The sequence below is a fragment of the Campylobacter sp. US42a genome, from assembly GCF_004379055.1.
Classification (GTDB): Bacteria; Campylobacterota; Campylobacteria; order Campylobacterales; family Campylobacteraceae; genus Campylobacter_D; species Campylobacter_D jejuni.
The window spans coordinates 20,684-43,851 of record NZ_RYYK01000008.1; the positions used below are offsets into that span (position 1 = coordinate 20,684).

Annotated in this window: 24 protein-coding genes and 1 other RNA gene; 5 read left to right on the top strand and 20 right to left on the bottom strand. The window is 30.8% G+C overall.

Annotated elements, in window-relative coordinates:
• Positions 1 to 1,872, bottom strand: a complete 1,872-nt coding sequence (locus tag ELQ10_RS07610) for a flagellar assembly protein A (RefSeq protein WP_134250419.1) — start codon at positions 1,870 to 1,872, stop codon at positions 1 to 3.
• A gap of 2 nt (positions 1,873 to 1,874) precedes the next feature.
• Positions 1,875 to 2,552 carry a bacteriohemerythrin gene (locus ELQ10_RS07615; RefSeq protein ID WP_070261742.1) on the bottom strand — a complete coding sequence of 226 codons (678 nt, stop codon included), beginning with the start codon at positions 2,550 to 2,552 and terminating at the stop codon, positions 1,875 to 1,877.
• A gap of 190 nt (positions 2,553 to 2,742) precedes the next feature.
• On the opposite strand from ELQ10_RS07615, the gene ffs reads away from it, so the two are divergent.
• An RNA gene (gene ffs / locus ELQ10_RS07620) (signal recognition particle sRNA small type) lies at positions 2,743 to 2,840 on the top strand.
• Between the two features lie 190 nt (positions 2,841 to 3,030).
• Entirely contained in the window at positions 3,031 to 4,839 is a 1,809-nt protein-coding gene (locus ELQ10_RS07625; RefSeq protein ID WP_134250420.1) for a DASS family sodium-coupled anion symporter, read from the top strand.
• Between the two features lie 27 nt (positions 4,840 to 4,866).
• Here ELQ10_RS07625 and mnmA read toward each other — a convergent pair whose 3' ends face one another.
• From mnmA to aroQ, 10 genes are all read right to left on the bottom strand, one after another.
• On the bottom strand, positions 4,867 to 5,883 hold the full coding sequence (gene mnmA, locus ELQ10_RS07630) for a tRNA 2-thiouridine(34) synthase MnmA (protein ID WP_052785501.1): 1,017 nt from the start codon (positions 5,881 to 5,883) through the stop codon (positions 4,867 to 4,869).
• Positions 5,883 to 6,488, bottom strand: coding sequence for a TIGR00730 family Rossman fold protein (locus ELQ10_RS07635; protein ID WP_002933921.1), 606 nt, complete (start codon positions 6,486 to 6,488; stop codon positions 5,883 to 5,885). Before ELQ10_RS07635 ends, mnmA begins: the two co-directional genes overlap by 1 nt.
• Before the next feature lie 68 nt (positions 6,489 to 6,556).
• Positions 6,557 to 7,399, bottom strand: coding sequence for a flagellar motor switch protein FliY (gene fliY, locus ELQ10_RS07640; protein WP_052799639.1), 843 nt, complete (start codon positions 7,397 to 7,399; stop codon positions 6,557 to 6,559).
• The gene (fliM, locus tag ELQ10_RS07645) at positions 7,396 to 8,475 is read right to left on the bottom strand and encodes a flagellar motor switch protein FliM (protein WP_002851710.1); all 1,080 of its coding nucleotides are present in this window, start codon (positions 8,473 to 8,475) and stop codon (positions 7,396 to 7,398) included. Before fliM ends, fliY begins: the two co-directional genes overlap by 4 nt.
• Positions 8,475 to 9,167 (bottom strand): RNA polymerase sigma factor FliA, encoded by a 693-nt coding sequence (locus ELQ10_RS07650; protein WP_002883199.1) that lies wholly within the window; start codon positions 9,165 to 9,167, stop codon positions 8,475 to 8,477. Before ELQ10_RS07650 ends, fliM begins: the two co-directional genes overlap by 1 nt.
• A complete protein-coding gene (locus ELQ10_RS07655) occupies positions 9,148 to 9,504 on the bottom strand; it encodes a hypothetical protein (protein WP_002854547.1) in 357 nt (118 codons plus the stop codon). The genes ELQ10_RS07650 and ELQ10_RS07655 overlap by 20 nt, the downstream gene beginning before the upstream one ends.
• An 18-nt stretch (positions 9,505 to 9,522) precedes the next feature.
• Positions 9,523 to 10,389: a flagella biosynthesis ATPase FlhG gene (gene flhG / locus ELQ10_RS07660; protein ID WP_134250421.1), complete on the bottom strand. Its 867-nt coding sequence runs from the start codon at positions 10,387 to 10,389 to the stop codon at positions 9,523 to 9,525.
• Positions 10,382 to 11,836 carry a flagellar biosynthesis protein FlhF gene (flhF, locus tag ELQ10_RS07665; protein ID WP_002854264.1) on the bottom strand — a complete coding sequence of 485 codons (1,455 nt, stop codon included), beginning with the start codon at positions 11,834 to 11,836 and terminating at the stop codon, positions 10,382 to 10,384. The genes flhG and flhF overlap by 8 nt, the downstream gene beginning before the upstream one ends.
• 9 nt (positions 11,837 to 11,845) lie before the next feature.
• Positions 11,846 to 12,319 carry a 2-amino-4-hydroxy-6-hydroxymethyldihydropteridine diphosphokinase gene (folK, locus tag ELQ10_RS07670; RefSeq protein WP_002851803.1) on the bottom strand — a complete coding sequence of 158 codons (474 nt, stop codon included), beginning with the start codon at positions 12,317 to 12,319 and terminating at the stop codon, positions 11,846 to 11,848.
• A 2-nt stretch (positions 12,320 to 12,321) separates the two neighbouring features.
• The gene (gene aroQ / locus ELQ10_RS07675) at positions 12,322 to 12,801 is read right to left on the bottom strand and encodes a type II 3-dehydroquinate dehydratase (protein ID WP_002852001.1); all 480 of its coding nucleotides are present in this window, start codon (positions 12,799 to 12,801) and stop codon (positions 12,322 to 12,324) included.
• Between the two features lie 91 nt (positions 12,802 to 12,892).
• Here aroQ and ELQ10_RS07680 point away from each other — a divergent pair, with 91 nt between their 5' ends.
• The 3 genes from ELQ10_RS07680 (at position 12,893) to ELQ10_RS07690 (ending at position 16,116) form a co-directional block, all read left to right on the top strand.
• The gene (locus ELQ10_RS07680; RefSeq protein WP_134250422.1) at positions 12,893 to 14,122 is read left to right on the top strand and encodes a metal-dependent hydrolase; all 1,230 of its coding nucleotides are present in this window, start codon (positions 12,893 to 12,895) and stop codon (positions 14,120 to 14,122) included.
• Positions 14,110 to 15,006, top strand: a complete 897-nt coding sequence (gene sppA, locus ELQ10_RS07685; protein WP_002859758.1) for a signal peptide peptidase SppA — start codon at positions 14,110 to 14,112, stop codon at positions 15,004 to 15,006. Before ELQ10_RS07680 ends, sppA begins: the two co-directional genes overlap by 13 nt.
• 78 nt (positions 15,007 to 15,084) lie before the next feature.
• Positions 15,085 to 16,116: a Cj0069 family protein gene (locus tag ELQ10_RS07690; protein ID WP_002851763.1), complete on the top strand. Its 1,032-nt coding sequence runs from the start codon at positions 15,085 to 15,087 to the stop codon at positions 16,114 to 16,116.
• On the opposite strand, the gene ELQ10_RS07695 is transcribed toward ELQ10_RS07690, so the two are convergent.
• From ELQ10_RS07695 to cdtC, 8 genes are all read right to left on the bottom strand, one after another.
• On the bottom strand, positions 16,113 to 16,298 hold the full coding sequence (locus ELQ10_RS07695; protein ID WP_002867099.1) for a hypothetical protein: 186 nt from the start codon (positions 16,296 to 16,298) through the stop codon (positions 16,113 to 16,115). The genes ELQ10_RS07690 and ELQ10_RS07695 overlap by 4 nt on opposite strands.
• 60 nt (positions 16,299 to 16,358) lie before the next feature.
• Positions 16,359 to 16,967 carry a bacteriohemerythrin gene (locus ELQ10_RS07700; RefSeq protein ID WP_002854639.1) on the bottom strand — a complete coding sequence of 203 codons (609 nt, stop codon included), beginning with the start codon at positions 16,965 to 16,967 and terminating at the stop codon, positions 16,359 to 16,361.
• A gap of 2 nt (positions 16,968 to 16,969) precedes the next feature.
• Positions 16,970 to 17,617: a hemerythrin family protein gene (locus ELQ10_RS07705; protein ID WP_134250423.1), complete on the bottom strand. Its 648-nt coding sequence runs from the start codon at positions 17,615 to 17,617 to the stop codon at positions 16,970 to 16,972.
• Between the two features lie 178 nt (positions 17,618 to 17,795).
• Positions 17,796 to 18,452 (bottom strand): lactate utilization protein C, encoded by a 657-nt coding sequence (locus ELQ10_RS07710; RefSeq protein WP_070307095.1) that lies wholly within the window; start codon positions 18,450 to 18,452, stop codon positions 17,796 to 17,798.
• Positions 18,445 to 19,884 (bottom strand): LutB/LldF family L-lactate oxidation iron-sulfur protein, encoded by a 1,440-nt coding sequence (locus ELQ10_RS07715; protein ID WP_134250424.1) that lies wholly within the window; start codon positions 19,882 to 19,884, stop codon positions 18,445 to 18,447. The genes ELQ10_RS07710 and ELQ10_RS07715 overlap by 8 nt, the downstream gene beginning before the upstream one ends.
• Positions 19,881 to 20,621, bottom strand: coding sequence for a (Fe-S)-binding protein (locus ELQ10_RS07720; RefSeq protein ID WP_079005293.1), 741 nt, complete (start codon positions 20,619 to 20,621; stop codon positions 19,881 to 19,883). The genes ELQ10_RS07715 and ELQ10_RS07720 overlap by 4 nt, the downstream gene beginning before the upstream one ends.
• Before the next feature lie 119 nt (positions 20,622 to 20,740).
• Entirely contained in the window at positions 20,741 to 22,423 is a 1,683-nt protein-coding gene (locus tag ELQ10_RS07725) for an L-lactate permease (protein ID WP_134250425.1), read from the bottom strand.
• 171 nt (positions 22,424 to 22,594) lie between these two features.
• Entirely contained in the window at positions 22,595 to 23,164 is a 570-nt protein-coding gene (cdtC, locus tag ELQ10_RS07730) for a cytolethal distending toxin subunit Cj-CdtC (RefSeq protein ID WP_002865971.1), read from the bottom strand.
• Between the last annotated feature and the right edge of the window lie 4 nt (positions 23,165 to 23,168).

Here is a 23,168-nt window from a genome sequence, read left to right on the forward strand (position 1 = left end):
TTAGGAATTATCTTTTTCTAATTTTTCAAAAATAATTTTAATTTCTTCTATGTCACTTTCGCTATAATTATGGCTTGATTTAATATAACTTACTTGCTGTCCTTTCTCAAGATATAAAACCTTTTCATAGTCTTTTAAATTTATATGATGTTTTAGTTCAAGGTCGGTGTTTGTTTTAGGATAAAATTTTAAAAAATTATCCTCTCCGATATTTTCGGCTTTTATGTATATTTTTACATTGTAAACCATTTCATTTAAGAAATTTAATTTCGCATCAATTTGATATTTTAATTTTATAAGTTTTTTATACGAAATGCTAAGATGATTGTATTTTTTTATGATATCGTGATAAAGATTTGAAAATTTCATTTCTATAGCACTAGGATTTTTAGTCTTTTGAAGTTTGATGATTTTGATTTGATTTTTGATTAGATAATCATAATAATTTTGCATTTTGCTTATGGTGTCATCAAGCTTACTTTTTATTTTAAGGCTTAGATTTTTAAGATTTTCGCATTCTGTATCTGAGTTGTTTTCAATAGAAACTAGTGGCGAAACTACGATATTGTTTTTAAATTTTATATTGTTTGTTATGATTAGATTTTTTCTTGGATATAAAGTATTATCTGTTAGTAAATTGCAAATATAAATATTTTCTGCTTCTATTTTTCCACCCATGCAGTTTTCAACAAATACATTTTTAGCTATAATTGTCCCATTTTCTAAATTTTTTATATATACAGTGTCAGCTTGCAAAGTTCCTTTGTGTGTTGTAATAAAAATATCTTGTGCAAAAATTTCGCTTTTTGCATGAGTTAAGCCTTTGATGCTGATATTTTTTCCATAAAGTTTTGTTGCTCCAATACTCCCATTTACTTTTATATTTGAAGCTTGAACATTTACAATACCTGATTTAATAGCATCATCACTTATATCAAAATTAGTGATTTCTAAGTTTATATTTTCATCGGTATTTGTTTTGATTGAACCGGTTGTTTTAAGCCCTATTTGTGATAATTTTAAATTATTTGCAATACAATATCCTGCATGATCTTTGTTTAAAAATCCATAATTGGCACTAAAATATTTAATTCTATCTTCTAATTCTTCTGTGTAAATGCTTTCATCTTTTATGATAAAAGGATTATCAAGAAAGGCTATTGGATTTAAATGAAGTATCTCTCCTCTTAAATTTCGTCCTTCTTTTCCAAGAATTCTATAAATGTATTCAAAAAGTAGCTCATTTTTTTCAATAGGTTTGCAGTAACTTCCTTCATCATAGTTAATATTTTCGTCAAAACATTCTTCGTTAACATCTCTATGATAAATAATTTCATCACTTTTATGTTCAATCTTATCTACACCTTTGGCAATTTCAAGCTCTATTTCTTTAATAGATGGATTTTTTTGTATTGATAAGATAAAATCATCAATCTTGTCAAATAAATTTTTATCAAGTCTTAAGATTAAAAATTTTTGCTTGATCATTATTTTGTAGATATTTTGCAAAATATCAAATTTTAAATTAGGGTAATATTTAAAATTTTCTGTAAGGTTGATACTGGCTTTTAGATGGGTTAGGTTGGAGTTGGATCTAAGTTTGATTGTAAAAGGAAAAATTTGTGTTTTTGGATAAATTTCTATAAGAAATTTTTGTATTATGGTATTATAGTTTTTTACAAAAAAATCATCTGCATAAAATAAGTCAAAATCCTTTCTTTCATAAGTTTTTGTTTTCGCTGGTTTTACACTAGAACACAGAAGTTTAAAATCTATAACCCTAAAATCAAGAATTTGTTCTGTGCTTGCTTGTTCGTGATTTAAACTTTCAAAAGGATTGAAAGTTTCTAAAGTTTTTATTTCATAGCTCATTGTTACACTCCTATGCTTTCAAGGATATGGTTTAATTTTTCATAATTTTGATTCAGATCAAAATGATCCAAATGCACTAAAATTTGTCCGCATTTTTCACATTTTAAAGTATTTTCTTTGCTAACAAGCTCTTGATGTATAGTCTGTGGAACTGCATGGATACGCAAAGAACAATTACAAATATAATCATGAGTTTTTTCGGCTCTTAGGTCTTGTTTGATTGATTTTAGTTTTATGTATTGTTCTAAGGTATAATGGATTTCTTGAAGGTGTAGGGCTTTTTTTGTAAAATTAGCTATCCATAAATCTTCATTAGCAAAATGATCTAAAATCCAATCTTTGGTTAATATGGAAAGTTCTTGAGACATTTTTACAATATTATCTGAATGTTCTAAAAGCTCTTTGGTTTTTTCTACTAATATTTGATGAGATTTTTTATGTTCTTCAATCAAAGGAAAATCGATGCTTTCCATAAATTTTTCTTCATCTTTAAAATGAATTTTGATGTATTGAAATAGTTTTGCAAGAATTTGTTTTAGATCATCTTTATACTGTGTATTGTTTTCTTGAATTTTGAGAGCTAAATCATTTGCAAGATTGGTAATTTCAAAAATTAGTTCGTGTTGTTTGTCCAATTGCATATTTTTAATGCTAAAATCTCTACTCCATTTAACTTCCATATTTTTTTCCTTTACTGTAATAATAATTACCCTTTATAATCGTCTTTTTTGGAAAATAAAATAATAATTTTACAAATGAATTTTAAAAATTTATATAAAATATAACTAATTTGTTACTTATTTATACATGTGTGTTTTAGTTTTTAACTCAAGGCTTTTTAAGTATATTGTGATATAATTTTAGAGCCTTTTCTTAGACCTGTGCAATGCTATTTTTAAGCACCGCTTCAGGGTGGGAACACAGCAGAGCACTTGATTTTAGTGTGTGCCGCAGTTATCTGGGGAAGGGTTTTCTTCATTTTAAAATTCCCTATTTATTTTTCAATCAGGCTAGCTTCTTTATAAAGTAAAAATTATGTATATTTGTAACAATAAATTAAAAATTTATTTAAAAATTATAATTTTAAGATTTATTAAAATATTGGTTAACTAGAATTTAGGCATTGTAAATTACATTACCAATATCAAAGGATAAACAATGGATAGAAAGAAAATTCCCTTGTTGGTGCTGTGTATTTTAATTGCAGCTGTGTTTTGGCTTATACCTACACCTGTAGGTTTGGAAGATAATTCTTGGCATTTTCTTGGACTTTTTATTGCTGTAATTATGGCAGTAATTTTACAAGTAATGCCTTTGGGTGCTGTTTGTTTGATAGCTATTGCTATAGTAGCTCTTAGTGGTATTACTACTACTCAAAGCTCCGTACGTGCTATACATATAAAAACTCTTGAAGGAATTGTTTTAAGAGATAATTCTAATATCTATAAAACAGCTATGGATGAGGCAGTTGAAGCTGCTACTTTGCAGGCTTTAATCAATGCTAATATAAGTAAAAATTTAAAAGTAAAAGTTGATGAAATTTTAAAATCAAGCACAGATGTAAATTATCAAATTGAAAATCTAAGTAAAATTTACACCAAAGCTACTTCAAAAACTTCTACGCAACAACTTATTGATGAGACTAAAATTTCAGCTTTAAATACTTTAGCACTTGATTTTTTATCTCAAAAGAGTATAGATGAAAAGGTAAATACTGCTATATCAAATTTAAAATCTAAAACGGGTATAAAAGATGCTTTAAGTGGTTTTTCAAATTCTCTTATTTGGCTTATAGTGATTTCTATTATTGTGGCTCGTGGAGTTATTAAAACAGGACTTGGAGAGCGTTTGGCTTATCATTTTATCAGTATTTTTGGTAAAAAAACCTTAGGTATTGCTTATTCTATAGCTTTTTGTGAAACCATTTTAGCTCCAGTTACTCCTTCAAATACTGCAAGAGCAGGGGCTATCATAAATCCTATAGTTCAAGCTATTGCAAGAAGTTTTAAATCCACTCCTGAAGATGGAACGCAAAATAAAATAGGCACTTATCTTTCTTTGGTAAATTATCAAGCCAATCCTATTTCATCAGCTATGTTTATCACAGCTACAGCTCCAAATCCTTTGGTGGTTGATCTTATAGCACAAGCTACAAATTTAGAAGTGCATTTAACTTGGGGACAATGGGCTTTAGGAATGTTTTTACCTGGTATAGCTGCTATGCTTTTGATGCCTTTGGTGCTTTATTTTCTTTCTCCACCAGAAATTAAATCCACGCCTAATGCTTCCACTTTTGCTAAAGACAAATTAAAAGAGCTTGGAAAAATGAAAAATAATGAAAAAATCATGCTTAGTGTTTTTGTCTTGCTTTTACTTTTGTGGGCTGGGACTTTTGGTTTGCTTTTTGGAATTTCTCTTGATGCAACTAGTGTGGCTTTGCTTGGGTTGTCTTTGGTGTTAATTAGTGGAGTTTTGACCTTTGGAGAAGTTTTAGCTGAAAAAGCCGCTTGGAATACTTTGGTATGGTTTTCAGCTCTTGTAATGATGGCAACTTTACTTGGAAAACTTGGTGTTACCCAGTTTTTAGCCGAAGAATTAGGAATTTTAGCTTCTGCTATGGGACTTGGAGAAGTTTCTATTATGATATTTTTAAGCCTTGCTTTTTTATATACGCACTATTTCTTTGCTTCCACTACAGCTCATATATCAGCAATGTTTTTTGTTTTTTATAGTGCAGGGCTTGCCTTAGGAGCACCACCACTTCTTTATGCTTTTATTATGATAGCTTCAGGTAATGTTATGATGGCACTAACTCACTATGCAACAGGAACGGCTCCTGTTATTTTTGGAACAGGCTATGTAACTCTTAAAAAATGGTGGAGTATAGGTTTTGTGATTTCCATAGTTGATATAGTAGTGATGATAGCTGTTGGACTTATTTGGTGGAAAATTTTAGGATTTTATTAATAATTTCTAGGAATTAATTCCTAGAAATTATTCTATAAAACCGCTTGCTATGACTTTATCAATATCATAAAAGACTGCCATTTGTCCGCTAGCAAGTCCATAAACAGGATCTTTTAGAGTGATTTTTGCGCTTTTGTCTTCATAAATTTCTACCTTACAAGGTGTAGATTTTGAACGATAGCGGATTTTTACTTCGCAATCAAGCTCTTTAGCGTCTATAAAAAGATTGATATTTTTTAGCTTAAATTCACTGATTTTAAGTTCTTCTTTGGTTCCTACGATGATTTGATTTTGCTTAGGATTGATTTTTAAAACAAAATGTGGCTCATGTGCCCCACGCACTTCAAAACCTCTTCTTTTGCCTATAGTATAGTGCATATAGCCCTCATGTTTGCCTACCACTTTTCCGCTACTATCTAATACTTCTCCAGGAATTTTTGTATCCATAAACTGATCTAAAACTTGCACATAAGTATCTTCAACAAAGCAAATTTCAGAACTTTCCTTTTGAGTGGCAAAAGATTTTAAAACCTCTATAGTGGAAGCAAATTTTTTCACATCTTCTTTTTTCATTTCGCCTAGCGGAAAAATAAGATATTTTAAAGCTTCTTTATCTGCACTAGCCAAAAAATAGCTTTGATCCTTGCTTTCATCTACCGCGGTTTTTATTAAGTTGTTTTCAAGTCTTGCATAATGCCCTGTGGCAAGTTTTTCACAACCTAAACTTTTAGCAAATTCCAAAAGTTTTCCAAGTTTGATAAAACGGTTGCATAAAGCGCAAGGATTTGGTGTTTTACCCTCTTTATAAGTATCCACAAAAGGCATATAAACTTTGTTTTTAAAATCTTCTTGTAAGTCTAAAATATGATAAGGAATTTGTAAAAAATTTGCAACTTTTTCTACTTTTTTGATATTTTCTTCGTGGTAATTTGGTTTGCCATGAAGCTTCATATAACAACCTATAACTTCATGACCTAAATTTTTAAGTTTATAAGCAGTGACTGTACTATCAACTCCACCGCTCATAGCGACTAGAATTTTCATTAAATTTCCTTTAAAGTATTAATTATAAAATCCAAGTCGTCAGTGATCTTATACTTTAACTCATCTCCTTTAGAAATCACTTCAAGTTTGAGTAAAGAATTTCTGACGAACTCATCAAAACCTCGCCAAAATTCACTCCCAAACAAAATAATAGGAACATCTTTTTTAAATTCTAATTGTTTTAATGTAAGAATTTCACACAATTCATCAAGTGTTCCAAAGCCGCCTGGGAAGATCACAAAAGCTAGACTCTTTTCAATAAGAGCCATTTTGCGTATGGCTAAGCTCTCAAAAGTAATATTATATTCTACAAAATCATTAAGTTTTTGCTCGTGAGGTAAAAATATATTAAATCCTACAGAACTCATTGAATTTGTATTATTTTTTTGTGAAAAAGCACCTTCGTTGGCTGCACGCATAATGCCTCCACCACCACCACTTATCACACAAAAACCATTTTGAGCACATTTTTGTGCCAAAATTTTAGCCTGCTGATAATAAAAATTATCTTCTTTAAGTCTTGCTGAACCAAAAAAAGTAACAGCCTTTTCTAGCTCGGGTATATTTTCAAATTTTTCAACATCTTTTATGATTTTTGTATCCATCAAATACCTTTTTTGGCAAAACTATAAAAAATGATTATAGCTAATTTTTTTAAATTTATAGAGTAATTTTATCTTAATTGCTCTAATCTTTCTTTTTTAGATCCGATTTCTGTGATTTGAACACCAAAATTACCATCGACAATTACTACTTCGCCATAAGCAATTCTTTTATCTCCGATTAAAATTTCAAGCGGATCGTTTGCAAGTTGATTAAGCTCCACAACTGAACCTATATCCATAGTTAAAACATCTTTTAAAAGCATTTTTTTATTGCCTATACGCACACGCACAGGCAAACGAACATCCATGATAAGATTGATATTTTTAAGTTCTTCGCTAAGCATTATCGCTTTTTCTTCAGCGTTGTGATTAGAATCAGTGCTTGTATTTCCTGTTTCAGCAGGTTTCCCGCTTAGGATGTTGTGAAGTGTTTGATCCATGGCTAAAGAAACTTGTTCTTCTAAATCGCCTATTTTTACATCATATAAAAATAATTTTTTAAAATCTTTAAAATCTACGCTTTCAGGCACAAATTCACAAGATTCTATACTAAAATCCATTTTTGGAATGTCTTTTTGAGCTCCTAAAGTTGTAGAAAATGCTGAAACGATATTTTGGATGGCTTCTTTAGCTGCATCCATTTCATCAGGACCTAGTTTATCGTTTTTGGTGATCTCTTCTTCGCCCATCATCCATTCACCAATAGCACTCATTAAAACAGCACCGGCTAAAATTCCTATTTTTCCACCATTTGCTATATCAAATATAGCATACACTAAAGGTGCTTTTAAAGTATCACTTGCATTGACATCAAATTCTTTATATTCGCTAAATTCAGCACTTTTTCCTGTTAAACCTTCAATGGTGCTGATGCATTCATTTGTAAACATTTTTAAAAAATCATTGATCATATTTCTTCATCCTCCTCTTCAGGCTCATCATAAACACTAGCTTTAGCTTTACGTTCTTCTTCGTATTTTTCCAAAATTTCTTTGATTTCATCTTTATCTGTGCGTATGAGTTCTAAAATTTTAATAGATTTTCTAAAACGATGCAATCCAATTTGCGCTAAGAAAACATCTTTTTTATCGATGCTTACTATAGCTTTATCATCTGCTTCTCTATCAAGTCTTAAGATATCGCCTTGTTTAAGTTCTAGAAATTCATGAACATTAATTAAGGTTTTTCCTAAAATTGCCTCATATACCACTTCAGCACGACCGATTAAAGTTTTAAGTTCTTTGTTGCGTGATTTTTTGGCTGAGGTTTCACCCATCATAATGTCGCGGTTTGCCAAACGGCTTAATATACTTTCTAAATGCACTACAGGATAGCAGATATTTACCATACCGCTTGAATTTCCTATGATGATTTCCATTACCACCATGATCACAATCTCATTTTGAGATACGATTTGCACAACATTTGGACTTGATTCTTTAGCTTCTATACTAGGATAAATTTCAGTTACGGTAGCCCAGCTTTCTTTAAGTCTTTGCATAATGATACGCAAAATAGAATCAAGCAAATTAAGCTCAATATCCGTAAGCTCACGCGAAGCTTCATAGCTATCGCCTTGACCACCTAAAAGCCTGTCTATCATAGGAAAAGCTATGCTTGGATTGATTTCTAAAACACAGTTTCCATCTAAAGGTTTGATAGAAAAAACGTTAAAACTTGTTGGGCTTGGCAAAGACATTAAAAACTCTCCATAAGTCATCTGATCGACTGAATGAAGTTTAGTTTCAACAATACTTCTCATCATTGATGAAATTTGAGAGGCTAAATTTCTTGCCAATTTATCATGTATGCCTTTAATCGTCCTAAGTTGTTCTTTTGAAACTCTGTTTGGACGCTTAAAATCGTATACAACGATATTTCTTTCATCTTTTTCATCTTTTGAATTTGAGGCTATGGGTGTGTCGGTGTTATCATCGACAACTTCAAGTAGAGCATCAATTTCTTCTTGGGAAAGTATCTCAGCCATTACACTAGCCTTTCTCTAAGTTTTTTAAGAAGTTTTTTGTGAATTTGTGAAATTCTGCTTTCACTGATTTGTAAAATTTCACTGATTTCTTTTAGGCTTAATTCTTCATAATAATAAAGCTGAATAATTAACTGATCGCGCTCTTTAAGATCATCTAGCACTTCGTGAATTTTTTCTAAAAGTTCTTCTTTTTCAATTTTTTCTAAAGTATTGTCTTCGTTATAAAGTTCGATTTGCTCATCGATGGGCAGGGTATAGCTAATAGCATGAGCTGTTCTTACCTCTTTGATTTTTTCTACATCTAAATCAAGTTTTTTGGCTAGATACTCATCATCAGGTTCGCATTCATTCTCAAGGAAATATTCATCCATGATTGCATCAATATCTTTAATAATTTTGCGATTATTGCGACTCATTACATCAAGACTTCTAAGATAATCAAGCATAGAACCATTAACTCTTTTTCTTGCAAAACCCCAGAAGTTATCATTTTGTTCTTTATCGTAACGGCGTGAAAGTTTTATCATTTCTTCAACGCCTATGCTAATAAGATCATTAACATCTATGCTTGAAGGCAAGCGTTCTTTTAGTCTAAAAGCCATAGCACGTAGAGCTGGCATGTAAGAAAGCACAAGCTCATCTTGCTCTTTCTTTAGCATTTGTGCATAAGCTTTAGGCGGCTCTTTTAGCATTTCTTCGTCTTTCTTTGGATTCATTTTTCTTTAGCTCTTCTCTTTCTTCATTGAGCTTTTCTAAAATTATATCCATTTTCTTTTCACGAATAACTAAATCGTTGATAATATTATTGCTAGTTTTTTCATAATCGTGTTTATTAAAGATTCTGCCACTAATTTTCTTTACATCTATAAAATTCATAATAGCAATATGAACAAAAACATAAAACATAAAAGTAATAAAACAAGTAAAAATCAGTATATCAAAGGCTTCATCTATACTAATAATGCTAAATGCAAGTCCTATAAAAAATCCACAAACAGTGAAAAATGCTACGTAATTTTCTGGCCTCATAATCTCTTCTCTTTATTGCTAAAATCTTTCAATAATTTTTCTAAAAAAACTTGAAAAACTACGATTTGAAACATTATCAAGCACTTTCCGTTCCAATCTATATAAAAGCTTGGAAGCTAGGGCTTTAAGCTCATCACTTGAGGCTGTGTTTTCATCGCTAAATAAAGTTCTTTTTTTAATACTACCACTTACATCTTTAGAAGCGCTTAAATGACCTAAGAATTCTAAATTTAAAGGATTTTTAATGTTTGCATCTGCAACTTTTTTAATATTTTCAAAAACTTTTAAAGCTTCATTTTCATTTTTTACAACATTAAAGAGCATTAGTAAATTTTCTTTTGTCTTAGAAGTTGTTTTTATGGTTGCATACGCATCGGTAATTGCTGCAGGATCAGGAACAGTTACTACTATAACTTCATCAGCCATTTCTAAAAAATTTAAAATATTTCCACCAATACCCGCACCTGTGTCGATAATAAGAAAATCAAGCTCATCTAAAATACTTGCTTGATTTAAAAATCTCTCGTAAATATTTTTATCATTATATTTTAAAATCTCATCTCCACTTTCACCTGGGATGAGCCATAAATTTGGCTTAACTTCTATTAAAATGTCTTCTAAGGAACATTCTCCGCGTAAAACATGCAAGAGATTTTTTTGTATGCGTACATTTAAAATGACATCCAAATTTGCCAAGCCAATATCAGCATCAAAAAGCCCAACTTTATAGTCATTATTTGATAAAACATTGGCTAGATTTGCGCTAATCGTACTTTTTCCAACGCCACCTTTTCCACTTGTAATAGCTATAAAATGAGTGTTTTGGGATTTTTTGGTTCCATTTTGACTCATGAGATTGCGAAGTTTATTTGCTTGGTTATTCATTATTTTTTCCTTTGTTAAACCCTTCTAAAATACAATGAACTAGAAAATCACTATTGGCTACTTCTAAATCATCTGGCACTTCTTGTCCTGTAGAGAAAAAGCTTAGAGGAATATTTGTTTCATAAATAAGAGAGAAGATATTTCCAAAAACCTTTGTTTCATCAAATTTAGTAATAATTAAAGTATCAATATTTAAGAATGAAAAATTTTTATAAATTTCCATTAAATCTTCATGTTTGGTGTTTGCAGAAACCACTAAATTTACATCAATTTCTGCATTTGAGTGCATTAAAAATTCTTTAGTTTTAGCAAGTTTGCTTTGATCGTATTGTGAATTTCCTATAGTATCAACTAAAATTACTTCGCAATTATTTAAGCTTTTTATCGCTTCATCTAAATCCTTTGGTTCTATGCTATCAATAATAGGAAGTTTCATCATTTTTGCATACTGAAAAAGTTGCTCCACCGCACCGATTCTATAAGTATCAAGCGTAATAATACCTGTTTTATAACGCTTATCTCCATAAGCATAGCGAAAAGCTAACTTAGCTAATGTTGTTGTTTTTCCGACTCCTGTTGGGCCTACTAGCATCATGATTTTTTGTTTTTTTATATCGCTTTCAACACGACAAGGCAAGATATTTCTTAAAAGTGAGTGAAAATATCTTTGAACCGCATCTTTGTTGGTTTTCATAGCAGCTGGCATATTTTCTATAGTTGCTTTCATAATCGCTTCTAGATGATTTTCAAGCATTCCACTTTCTTTGGCTTGTTTATAAATACTTGCAAATTCAGGGGGTATCATAAGATTTTTTCTAGCTTCAGCTTTATCGTCCCACATCATATCTGCAAGAAGATCTATTTTATCGTTAAGCTTGTTGATTTGTTTTTCAAATTGCTTTTCAAAATTTTCTATTTTTTTATTATAATTTGGATTAGGGGTGTAATTTTCTAAAGGTGTGTTTGTGACTTTAGAAATTTCATTGCTAACTTCACTTAGTTTTTCTTTAAAATCATCAAAGCCTAGAGTCTTATTTTGATGAGGGTTGATTTTGTTTTGTGGAAAATCTTGATAGGTTTTTTTAGTTAAGTCATTGTTTTTTACAGTGTTTAAATTTGTATTTAAGCGAGTGTTTGAGAAATCCAAGACTACATCTTCATCTTCTTGGGGGATTTGAGATCTAATTTTTTCTTCTGCAAGAGAGGTAGAAGATGGTTTTGGCGAGCTTTTTTTTGCAGGTAAAGATTTTCCTTGTTTTTTTAAGTGTTCTTCATAGTCGCTTTCTTCTATGGCTACCATAACCTCATAAAGCGCACTGCGATTTAAGGTTTTAGGACGAATTTGTTTATTTGTTATAATTAAAGCTTTATCTCCGTAATCTTCTTTTACTTTGGGTATAATTTGTTCTGTATCTTCAACAGTAAAAGTATGTATAAGTTGTCCCATTTATATTCCTTATATCATGCCTAAAGGCAAAATTACACTCACTCTTTCTTTAGCCCCTTTATGAGGCACCTCACACCACTTATCACGCTTGACTTTTTGTGAAAAGTATAAAAGATCTAAATCAAGCGTTCTAGGAGCGTTTTTGAAAGTTCTCTTGCGTTTAAATTTTACTTCATAATAAAGTAAAACTTTCAAAAGTGCTCGTGCATGCAAATTAGTTTGTATCAACATAACAGCATTGGTAAAATCTTTTTGCTCTTTAAAACCAAAGGCTTCATTTATCAACATAGGAGATGTGGATAAAATTTTAAATCTTTTATCATCCATCATTACTCGAAAAAGCATATCAAATCTTTTTTTTTCGGGCTCTATATTGCTTCCTAAGCCTATAAGAGCTAAATATTTAAAAGATCGTATATTTTGACTAAAAAAAGGAAAAAAACGACTTTTTTCAAAGTGTTTTACTCCTTGAATTTTTAGCATTATTATTTATTCGTTTGTTGTGCTTGTTGCATCGCGCGCAAATTTTTTATTTGTTCACAAATTTGAATTATACCCATTAAAGCCAAGTGATAGCCAAAAGGACCAAAACCAACAATAGTTCCAGAACATACAGGCGCTATAAGACTTTTTTGACGAAATTCTTCTCTGCGATAAACATTGCTAATATGTACTTCAATTGTAGGTAAAGCTACTGCTGCAATAGCATCGCGAATAGCTACTGAAGTATGAGTATAGCCTGCTGCGTTGATAATAATTCCATCAACTGTTCCAAGGCATTCTTGAATTTTATCTACGATTTCACCTTCAAAATTACTTTGGAAAAAGTCAAGTTCTACATTGTTTTGCGATGCTGCAAGTTTCATTTGCTCATGAATTTCTTCCATTTTCATAGCACCATAAATTCCCACTTCTCTTACGCCAAGCATATTAACATTTGGGCCTTGGATAATCATTATTTTCATGGATTTAACCTTAAAAATTTATTTTTTAACCTTTTATTATAACATTTTAAAAATAAATTTTTGCTACAATGTAATTTTTGAAAGGAAAATCGTGTTTATAGCTGCTGCAAGATATCTTTTTTTATGCGATGAAGATTTTACAATACTAGAAAATCAAGCCTTTGTTTTTGAAGATAAAATTTTAGAATTGGGTGAATTGGATAATTTAAGAAAAAAATATCCCAAGGCTAAAATCATCAAAACACCTAAAAATTCGGTTATTTTACCTGCTTTTATAAATCCTCACACACACTTAGAATTTAGTGCAAATTCAACAACTTTACATTTTGGAGAATTTTTAATTTGGCTTAAAAGTGTTATAAATTCTCGTTCCATGTTAAATGCACAGGCCAAAGAAGAATTAATACTTCAAAGCATTAAAAAAATGCAAAAAAGCGGTATAGGCACTATAGGTGAAATTTCAAGTTTTGGGAGTGATTTAGATCCTTGTTTAAAGGCTAGTCAAAAGGGTATGCGTATAGTATTTTTTAATGAAATTTTGGGTACAAATGAAAATCAAGTTGAAGATAAAAAACAAGAATTTTTAAAAAGATTTGAAAATTCTTTGAAATTTAAAAATGATTTTTTTATCCCAGCAATTTCGATTCATTCTCCTTATTCAACTCATCCTAGTTTGGCTTATTTTGCTCTTGATTTAGCTAAAAAGCAAAATTTACTAGTTAGTACGCATTTTTTAGAAAGTAAGGCTGAAAATATCTGGCTTAGAGAGTCTAAAGGGGGTTTTAAAAAATGGCTTGAAAATTTCACACTTCATCCTAAGCCTCTTTATACACCAAAGGATTTTGCTAAACTCTTTAAAGGAGTAAGGACTCTTTTTACGCATTGTGTTTATCTAAAAGAATATGAATGGTTGGATAAAAATTTACATTCTATTACACATTGTGCATTTTCAAATCGTCTTTTAAGTCAAAAAAGCTTAGATTTAAAAACGGCTTTAAAAAGTGGATTAAATATCCATTTAGGAACCGATGGACTTAGCTCAAATATTTCATTGTCCTTGCTAGATGAAATGCGTGCAAATTTGCTTATACATAAGAATTTTGATTTATTAGAGTTAGCCTCTAAACTTTTGCAAATGGCAACGCTTTATCCTGCAAGGGCTTTAAATTTAAATTTAGGAGAGCTTAAAAAAGGTAAAATTGCTGATTTTAGCGTATTTGAGCTAGGAGAATGTGATAAAAAGCAAGCTCCTTTGCAGTTTATTTTAAATGCTAAGGAAGTAGATAAATTATTTATAAAAGGAAAAGAATGCAAATTTTAAAATCATTTTTTAAGGCTTTAGGATGCGGTATAAAATTTATCAATACTTATTTTAAAACCTTTGTTTTATTGTTGATTGTTATATGGATTTTAATGCCTAGTGCAAATTCAAGCTCCAATCTTGCAAATTTAGAACGCATTGATTTAAAGGGTGAAATTTTTGATAGCTCTGCGGTTTTGGAAAAAATTATCAATGCTAAAAATGATAGCAATATCAAAGGAGTGCTTTTTGTTATAGACTCTCCTGGTGGAGCTTTTGCTCCTAGTATGGAACTAGCTCTAGCTATAAAGGATTTAAAAATTAAAAAGCCTGTGCTTGTCTATGCAAGCGGAACTATGGCAAGTGGAAGTTATTTAGCAGGAGTTGGAGCAAATAAAATTTTAGCCAATCCGGCAAGTTTTATAGGCTCTATCGGTGTGATTATGCAAGGAGCTGATTTAAGCGGATTGGCTAATAAACTCGGTATTAAAGAACAAACTATTCAAGCAGGTGAATTTAAAAGTGCTGGAACTTTTGCAAGAGCTTGGAATGAGAATGAAAGAAATTTTTTACAGGGTTTAATAGATCAAAGTTATGATCTTTTTACAGGTTTTGTTGCCAAGGAAAGAGCATTAGATCTTAATAAAAAAGATCAATGGGCAAATGCAAGAGTATTTTTAGCTGCCAAAGCTAAGGAGCTTGGTCTTATAGATGAGCTTAGTAATTATGAAAATGCTAAAAAGGAGCTTGAAAAACTTGCTAATGTTTCAAATCCTGTTTGGAAAGAAGAAGATAAGATTGATAAATTTCTTAATCGCCTAGAAGGACAAACATCAAGCTTGATAAGTAAAAGCTTAATCGAAATCGCTTATAAGACTAATAGCAGTTTTATAAACGCTAGATAAAATATATAAATATTTTTATTTAATTTTTGTAATATTTTTATGCAATAATTATTTATATCTTAGATAAGGAGTAAAATAATGAAAAAAAATATTGTTTTTTTCGAAGTTAAAGGTGGGAGTGATAAAGGTGAAGATGGTTATAGAAAAGATACTATGCCTATGGTAAATGCCTTAAAAGCTAAGGGTTGGAATGCTGAGGTGATTTTTTTTGAAGTGGGTAAAAAAGATGAAATTTACAAATATGTAAAAGAAAATTTTGATGGTTATGTTTCTCGCATCAATCCTGGCAATCTTAAAGAAGAAAATGAGTATTTTGATATGTTAAGAAAACTTTGTGCCGATAAGCTTGTAGGCATGCCTCATCCTGATGCTATGATAGGTTATGGCGCTAAAGATGCACTTACAAAATTAGCAGATACTGATCTTGTTCCAAGCGATACTTATGCTTACTATGATATTAAGACTTTTAAAGAAAATTTTCCAAAAAGTTTGGCTAAAGGTGAAAGGGTTTTAAAACAAAATCGTGGCTCTACAGGAGAGGGAATTTGGCGTGTGAGTGTAGAGGGTAATGTTAGTGGAGATAGTTTGCCTTTAAATACAAAAATCAAATGCACAGAAGCTAAGGATAATCATGTAGAACATAGAGAGCTTGGGGAATTTATGGATTTTTGTGAGCAATATATCATAGGTGATAATGGTATGCTTGTGGATATGACTTTTTTACCGCGCATTAAAGAAGGTGAAATCAGACTTTTAATGCTTTATAACACCCCTGTAAATGTAGTGCATAAAAAACCAGCTGAAGATGCTGATGCTTTTTCTGCTACACTTTTTAGTGGGGCAAAATATCGCTATGATAAGCCAGAAGATTGGAAAACTTTGGTGGATATGTTTTTAGGCGAGCTTCCTAAGGTAAGGGAAAAATTAGGCAATTACGACTTACCATTGATTTGGACGGCTGATTTTATTTTAGATACTGATGAAAAGGGCAATGATAAATATGTTTTAGGTGAGATTAATTGTTCTTGTGTAGGTTTTACTTCTCATTTAGAACTTGCTGATGAAGTAGCTTCAAATATTATTAATATTGTAAGTAAAACTAAGGCTTAGTCTTTAAGTTTAATGTCCATTTTATTATTGCAAAATGGACATTCTTTTTCTATTGTTTTTAAGTTTGAGCTATATTCTATCGGGAAAAAATTTTCACAAAATGAGCATTTTGTATCTTTGGTTAGTATAGGATAGGAATAGTCAAATTTATCCAAAATAAAATATTTTATTTTTTTATCCATTAAATTTCCTTCTTTGTCTAACTTATACTTTATTTATTATTTTAACGCATAAATAGTTAATTAGAAATTTTCTGAATATTTTTTATAAAACTGTATGGCTTCTTTGCATTTTTTACATTTGAATTTTACGCCCTTAAGTTGAATTTTTTGATGAATTCCAAAAGGTACATCATGCATTTGTCCCACACACTCACATGTATAAAGATAAACTGCATTTTCATCATCTTTTTCTTCTTTAACTTCTTCAAAGCTTACTTCCCCATCATCTTCAGAAGCTAAAGAAGATCTTCTGTATTGTTCAACTTTCATATCTTCATAGAGTATATGTTCTAAAAGCCATTTTTTAGAAACTGTGTAAAGCTTCTCTTTTAAATCATTAGTGGACTTTATATTTTTAATAAGATCTATCATGGATTGAATGATTTCTTTATGAATTCTTTTATGTTCTTCTAAGTCAGGATATCCTATAAGTTTCATGTATTTTTCTTCATCATTAAAATGATCTTTCATGTAGTTAAAAAATTCAGCCAATAAAGCTTTTACATCATCCTTGTAAACAGGTTTATCAAACATAAACTCTACTTTACCTGCAAGTTCAAAAAGTTTTTTGTGCTGTTCATCTATTTTTGCATTATGAACGCTATAGCTATCATCCCATTTTGGAAACATTTTTAATCCTTTAACTCACTTTTAACGTAGAATAAATTTTTTTGACATTTTTTACATCTTAATTGTTTTTTATGACAGAGAATGTCAAGGTGTTCTGTATATGAAAGTATGTGATTTGTTCTACAAGGGCAAGAATAGATAAATTCATATTCTTTATGTTTTACCTGTTTGGCGGTAGGGGTTGTTGGAGTGTTTTCGTATAATATTTCTTCATTGATTTTTTCAAGCTCTTCTTCTTGTTTGCTTAAAATTTGATCCGAAAGCCAATTTCCTATCATAACATCATGATGTAATATATGTTCTAAAAGCCACTCTGACATTATAGTATAAAGTTTTTCTTTTAAATCATTAGTGGTTTTTATGTTTTGTATAAGATAAGACATATCATGAATGATATTTTTATGCATGATTTTGTGTTCATTTAAATAAGGATAATGAATTTCTTGCATGTATTGTTCTTCATTGTTAAAATGTTCTTTCATGTAGTTAAAAAGTTCTGTTAAAATTTCTTTGAGTTCTTCTCGTTTTACAAATTTATAAACAGCACTTTCAACCTTGCCTGCAAGTTCAAAAAGTTTTTGGTGTTGAATGTCAATCATTGTGTCATGAATACTGTATTTTTCATTCCAAGTTGGAATTAATTTATCCAAAAGCACCTTCTTTAATTTTTGTATTTAAAATTAATTTAATATATTTGAGTGAAATATTACATTATATTTTATTAAAATATTATTAATTAGAAATTATTTATTTTATTTATATTTGTATAGTATAAAAAATATATATAATTAATATTAAAAATTAAGACTTACTGATTCTAGTATAGAATCAGTAAATAATAATATGTGCAATTTGTGGCCCATGAACACCAAAAACAGTGATAAGTTCTATATCTGCTGTTCTTGAAGGCCCTGCTATAAATAAGATATTAGTAGGTAAAATTTCATTTTCTTTTTTTACTAAATTTAAAGCTTCGCTAAGACTTTTAACAACATTTTCTTTTTTAAGTAATACTATGCAAAGTTTAGGTGCAAGGCTTAGCATTCTAGGTTGGGTTTTACTTGAAGGTATAAGTGCAACTCCATGAGAGCTTACTCCTGCTCTTGCGTGAATGATGGAAAAATCACTATGAAAAACTTCAGATCTTAGATTTTCGATTTCTTTATCAAAGCAAATCTTCTTTTCTGCCTTGATTTGTTCTAAATCTAAATTTAAATCCGCCCCATAAATCATACTTTTAAAGCCATATCTTGCGACAATTTCATTGATTTTTTCTTCTAAGGTATCTTTAGTCGCATTTTCAACGATGTATTTGTTATCGCTCATTTTTTGCTTCATTTCTGCAAGCATATCTTGGGTGGTTTGGATATGTTCTACAGGATCTATACTTTCAATACGCGTAAAGTCTGTTTCTTTGTAAGCTTTTTTAAGATGTTCTAAAATACTTGCTTTACTTTTGCTTGAAATTTCATCGATTTTACTCATAGCTTACTCCTTCTAGTTTTTGCACTTCTTTATAAAGATCCATTTTAATTTGAGGTAATTCTTTAAAAGCGTACCATTTTTTAATCACAGGCAAAACGCTTGCGAAATTTTGCACTGCCCAGTTGAAATAATGTGCTTTTGAAAGTGAAAAACGCCATTTATCGCCATTGGTTGCGATATTTTTAAATTGTTTAAAAGCAAAGGCTTCTAGGGCATTGTGATGAACTTTGTTTGCTCCTAAAGGTGGATTTTTACCTTGTCCTATTTTATCGCATCTTAATTTGCGAATAAGATCAGCCAAAGGAATTTGCACTGGACAAACTTCAGAACAACGCCCACAAAGTGAACAGAAATTCAAAATATCTCCTGTATGATTTATGCCAAAAATATTAGGACTGATTACTTCTCCTATAGGTCCTGGATAAGTGGTTTGATAGGCATGTCCGCCGATTTGATCATAAACAGGGCAAAAATTCATACAAGCCCCGCATCGAATACAACGCAAAGCTTCGTAATAATCCTCATGAGCTAGCATTTTAGAACGATTGTGATCAAATAAAATCACATGTACTTCTTTAGGGCCATCTAAATCCCCATTTTTTCTAGGGCCTGTAATGATATTGTTATAAGTTGGTATAAATTGTCCTGTGGCTGAAGGAGTGAGTAAAGAAACCATAGTAGCCGCATCTTCAAAGCTTTCCATGACTTTTTCTATGCCACAAAGTGCGATATGAATATCAGGTGCTGTAGTGCACATTCTACCGTTTCCTTCATTTTCTATAAGCCAAAAAGCTCCTTCTCTTGACATGGCAAAATTGACCCCACTAAGTCCAAGTTTTAAGCCTTCAAAATCTTTTCTTAAATGTTCTCTAGCTACCGCATTTAAACTTTCAGGTTCATCGTTTTCTAAATTTGCTCCTAATTTTTCTTTGAAAATTTCTCCGATTTCATGGCGGTTTCTATGTATAGCAGGTACAACTATATGTAAAGGAGGCTCTTCATTAAGCTGTAAAATAAGCTCTCCAAGATCGGTTTCTATAGCTTTTAAACCTTTTTTTTCTAGGTAGTGATTTAGGCCTATTTCTTCGCTTGCCATAGATTTACCTTTTAAAAGCTTGGTAATATTTTTTTCTTTCATGATTTCATAGACGATTTCACAGGCATCTTCATCACTACTTGCCCAATGCACTTTAATGCCATTTTTTGTAGCATTTTTTTCAAATTCTAAAAGCCTTTCTTCTAAACTCATTAAGGCATTGTTTTTAGCTTGTTTAGCTTTAGCTCTTAAACCCTGCCAGTCTTTAAATCTAGCATCAATAACATTGAGTCTATTTTTTTGTAAAGTATGCATGGCAGTCATTAAATTTTCTTGCATTTGTTTGTCATTGAGTTTAATTTGAACGATTTGTTCGTGAGGAATTTTTTGACTCATAGTCTTTCTCCTTCTAAGCGTTTAAGTAAAAAGTCATATAAATGTATGCCTTTTATATCTAAACCCATTCTTTTCATTGTACCATCTATATTTAAAAGACAACCTCCATCGCCACTGATAAGATATTTTGCACCGCTATTTTGTATATCTTTAATTTTACTTCTTACCATAGCATTTGAAATTTCAGGCTCTTTTACTGAAAAAGTTCCGCCAAAACCACAACATTCTTCTTCGTATTGAAGTTCTACTAATTCTACATTTTTTAGTTTTTTGATAAGATTCTTGCTTGCTTGTATGCTTTTTTGCACTCTTAAAGCATGGCAATTAGAATGCCAAGTTACTTTTATAGGTGCACCTTTATCTTCATAATCTACTTTTAAAACTTCATCAAGGTATTGTGAAAGTTCTATAACCCTAGAGCTAAAATCTTTTATTTTGGAAAATTCGGGTCTGTTTTTAAAAAGTTCTTTATAGTCATGACTCATCATACCCGCACAAGAACCACTTGGCACAACGATGGGATAATCTTTATCAAATAAATCTACATTATATAAAGCAATCTCACGACTTTCATCGAAATAACCTGAGTTAAAAGAAGGTTGAGCACAACAGGTTTGATTTTTCTTAAAAATCACTTCAATACCTTCACGCCTTAAAAGTTTTATTGCATTTAAAACGCTTTGTTGCATAGCAGCAGTTCCTAAGCATGTGGCGTAAAAATACACCTTTTTCATCATCTCTCCTTTTGGGATAATTTAGGATAAATATTCTAATCCTGTAAAAATAAAAGCAAAGTAAAATTTCCAACAAATATTCTAAAAACGAATATTTGTTGAAATAAAACTTAAATTTTTAATTATTTTACTATAACTTCAGGGATGATTCCTTGTAAGAAAAAAGCTATAATGCAAGTCCAAATTCCTATTAAAACAATAAAAGCTACAGAATATTTTAATGTGAATTTGAAAAGATCAGATTCTTTTCCTACAAGTCCAACCGCCGCGCAAGCTATAGCAATGCTTTGCGGACTGATCATCTTTCCAACGACTCCACCTACTGAATTAGCCGCTAAAAATAAAGATTCACTAATACCTAGTTTTTGAGCGCTTACTTGTTGCAAGGTTCCAAAAAGTAAATTAGCACTTGTATCAGAGCCTGTTAAAAATACCCCTATCCAACCAATGATTGGTGAAAAGAAAGAAAAAGCATTACCTGTGTGTGCAAAAGCAAGCCCTAAGGTAGTGCTCATACCGCTATTTTTAGAAATAAAAGCAAAAGCCACAACCAAACCTATGGTGATACAAGGTATGGCCATTTCTTTTAAAGTAGCCCAAAAGCATTCTGCTGCATCTTCGGCTTTGATTTTTAAAATAGCTATAGTCAAAAAAGCTGCAAGTAAAATCGCCGTTCCTGCTTGAGCTACGGTTTTTCCATTGATCAAATCTACACCTAAGGCCAAAGATAAAGGTTTAGCTTCTCCTATGCCTGTGATAGAAGGACTTAAAATTCCAGCTGTGATATTGCTAAATTGTAAAGTAATACTTGTATAGCTTAAAATTCCGTCCTTATCAAAGAGAGCTTTAAACCAAGGTTGTGTCCAAATGATAATGCAAACAATGAGTAAAATAAAAGGCGACCAAGCTTTTAGAATTTGATTAAAGTTTAGTGTGTTATCTTGAGTGAAATTGCTTTCATTGTCAAATCTAAAAATATTTTTTGGTTTCCAAAATTTTAAAAATATAGTTGTAACCGCTAAAGAAACTACAGCTGAAATAATATCAGGCAATTCTGCTCCTAAGTGATTTGAGCTTAAAAATTGAGTAGTTGTAAAACTTAGCGCCGCAACTAAAATAGCTGGAAAAGTTTCTTTAACGCCTTTAAATCCATCCATTAAAAAAACTATGAAAAAAGGTATAGTAAGGCTTAAAGGAACTAGCATTCTACCTACCATGGCAGAAACTGAATGCTGTTCTATGCCGACAAGATTTGCCATAGCAATAATAGGAATTCCCACCGCACCAAAAGCGACAGGAGCAGTATTTGCGATAAGACAAAGCCCTGCAGCTTGCAAAGGACGTAAACCAAGTCCTACTAAAAGTGCAGCAGTTATAGCCACAGGACCGCCAAAACCTATAGCACCCTCTAAAAATGAACCAAAACAAAAACCTATTAAAATCACTTGAATTCTATGATCTGGAGTAATACTCATCACGCTTTTTTTAATGATTTCAAAAGAACCTGACTTGATAGAAAGTTTGTAAAGAAAGATTGCCGCGATGATAATCCAAGCTATAGGCCACATACCATTTGTAAAGCCTTGAATAAAACTTGCACCCACTAAATTCCAAGGCATTTTATAGGCAAATAAAGCTACCAAAGTAGCAAGTATAACAGTTAAAAAACCTGCTTGGTAGCCTTTAAGTTTTAAAACAACCAAACAAACTAAAAAACATAGTATAGGTAAAAATGCTACTAAAGCACTTAGCCAAATGTTTGAAAAAGGGTCATAAATTTGTTGCCATGTTAAAATTTGCTCCAATTTTTCCTCCTTGATAATTATTATGTATAAATTTATTGTAACAAAAAATTAAATTAAAATAAAAAAATTATAGAGTAAAGTAAATTACATTGTATTGTTATTAATTATTTTGTGTATTTTAGTAATATCATAAATATTAAATAAATATAAAAATAGAACAAGATAAAAATCTTATTCTAAAGGGGTAGCAGCTGTTAAAGGTGGGGTTATAATCATTAGTTCATTTACTTCAGCAAAAAAATTAGGATCTAGGGTGCAAGGGGCTATTCCAAAGCGTTTTTGTATAGGAATATTTGGATTAAAAAAAGTTACTATACATTCATCAGATTCCAAAACTAAAGAACGAATTTGCACAGCTGAAGTTGTTGTTGGCATTATAGAAAATACAGTTTCTAATTTACCATCTTTTAGATCATCTTGACAAGATTTTGCTCCAAAGGTTCCATCTTCTAAGATAGCCAAACAAAGATCGCTTTCCTTTGGATTTGTAAATTGCACATAACCAAAAGGAAGTTCATCAGCTAATTTATCTTTTTGTTTTAACTCGTCGCTTAAAACAATTTCTTTAATATTCCAATTTTGATCAATAGGATCTTTTGAGGTATCTCTAAAAGCGCTTAAAAAAATTCCCGTTTCTAAGCTTCTTATAGAAACCATTTCGGTAAAATCTTTCAAATCTCCAGTAGGAGTTGCAAAGGCTAAAGTTATAAACATAAAAAACAAAGTAATAATTTTTTTCATATTA